The 1843-nt window shown below is 73.5% G+C and carries 2 protein-coding genes, 1 pseudogene and 1 riboswitch; all 3 genes and pseudogenes read left to right on the top strand.

The genetic code is table 11. The features are described 5' to 3' along the window. Positions 1-196 (top strand): annotated as a pseudogene (locus IY392_RS14005) (nitrite reductase); the annotation flags it as partial. Between the two features lie 22 nt (positions 197-218). Beyond that, a riboswitch (cobalamin riboswitch) is annotated at positions 219-288 on the top strand. Positions 289-365: 77 nt separating this feature from the next. After that, a complete protein-coding gene (locus IY392_RS14000; RefSeq protein ID WP_194861541.1) occupies positions 366-1031 on the top strand; it encodes a precorrin-8X methylmutase in 666 nt (221 codons plus the stop codon). 77 nt (positions 1032-1108) lie between these two features. Beyond that, positions 1109-1843, top strand: a 735-nt coding sequence (locus tag IY392_RS13995; RefSeq protein WP_375292918.1) for a precorrin-2 C(20)-methyltransferase, incomplete at its 3' end; no start/stop codon positions are given.

Below are 1843 nucleotides of genomic sequence, written 5' to 3'. Positions count from 1 at the left end.
CCCGGGGGACGAGCGACTCCCCGCCCCCGCGCCCGCGTTGCCGTACGGCCCCGTCCCCGGAGCGCCGGGACGGATCGAGCACATCGGGGCGCCGGGCGGAGTCCTCACGGGCGCGCTGATCGATCGCCTCACCGGCGAGGACGTCCTCGAGCTCATCGTCACCCCGTGGCGCGGCGTCCTCACCGTGCGCACGTAGACTCGCCGCTGTCCCACGGCGAGGAACCCGGTGCGAGTCCGGGGCGGTTCCGCCACTGTGAGGCCCGGTCGCCGGGCCGCCAAGCCAGATACTGGCCGCGGGATCGACGCGCCCTCAGGGCGCGCCGCCTGAAGACTTCTGACCGGGGCGAGAACCCCGAGGAGGACCCATGCCTGCTGTCCCCAGGCCGACACGCCGGTACGACTACGTCGACGACGGACCCGCGATCTACGTCGACTCGTTCGCCACCATCCGTCGCGAGACCGATCTGTCGCGCGTCCCGGACGATGCTGAGCGGCTCGCCGTCCGGATGGTGCACGGTACCGGTCAGATCGACCTCGTCGACGACCTTCGGGTCCATCTGGGACTGGTGGGGGCCGCGCGATCGGCGCTCGAGGCCGGGGCGCCGATCCTTTGCGACGCCCACATGGTCGCCTCCGGGATCACCCGGTCACGGCTCCCCCGGAACAACGACGTGGTGTGCCTGCTGTCCGATCCCCGCGTGCCCGAACTGGCCCGACAGATGGGCACCACCCGGTCCGCCGCCGCCCTCTCCCTGTGGGGCGAGCGGCTCGACGGCGCCGTGGTGGCGATCGGCAACGCCCCCACCGCCCTGTTCCATCTACTGGAGATGCTGCTGGACGGCGCCCCCCGCCCCGCCGCGATCGTCGGGTGTCCGGTGGGGTTCATCGGCGCCGCGGAGTCCAAGACCGCGCTGGCCAGACTGGCCGACGACCACGGGATCGACATCCCGTTCGTCACCGTGCACGGGCGACGCGGCGGGTCCGCGATGACGGTCTCCGCGGTCAACGCCCTCGCCCAGGTGGCCGAGTGAGCGGCGGGCCGGCGGACGGGCCGGTCGCAGCGGGGCGCCTGTACGGGATCGGCGTGGGCCCGGGCGACCCCGAGTTGATGACCCTCAAGGCCGCGAGGTTGATCGGCAGCGCCGACGTCGTGGCCTATCACGCCGGCCGGGGCAAGGAGTCCAACGCGCGGCGGATCGCGGCGGGCCTGATCCCCGCCGACGCGGTGGAGGAGGTGCTGGAGTACCCGGTGACCACCGGTCTGACCGACCACCCCGGCGGGTACGCGGGGGCGATCGCGGACTTCTACGACCGGGCAGCTCACCGCCTGGCGGAGCATCTCGCGGCCGGCCGGGACGTGGTCCTGCTCGCCGAGGGGGACCCGCTGTTCTACGGCTCGTTCATGTACATGCACGACAAACTCGCGGGCCGGTTCGTCACCGAGATCGTCCCGGGCATCCCGGCGTTCGCCGCCGCGACCGCCGCCGCGGCCACTCCCCTCGTCCGGCAGACGGACGTGCTCACCGTGCTGCCCGGGACCCTCCCGGAGCCCGAGCTGGCCCGCCGCCTCGCCGACACCGACGGGGCGATCATCATGAAACTCGGCCAGAACTTCCCGGCGGTGCGCCGAGCCCTGGAGGCCGCAGGGCGGCTCGACGGGGCCGTGTACGTCGAACGCGCCTCGACCGACGCCGAGGTGCACCACCCCGTGCGTGACGTCGACCCGACGACAGTGCCGTACTTCTCGCTCATCGTGGTCCCCGGAGACTCCCAGCAGGTGGACCCGTTCGGGCGACGCCCCTCGCCCCTGGGCGACGGCCCCGCGCGCGCCACCGCCCCGGAC

Origin of the sequence: Dietzia sp. SYD-A1, from assembly GCF_015356725.1 — a bacterium.
Classification (GTDB): Bacteria; Actinomycetota; Actinomycetes; order Mycobacteriales; family Mycobacteriaceae; genus Dietzia.
This window is presented reverse-complemented; position numbering and strand designations above follow the sequence as displayed.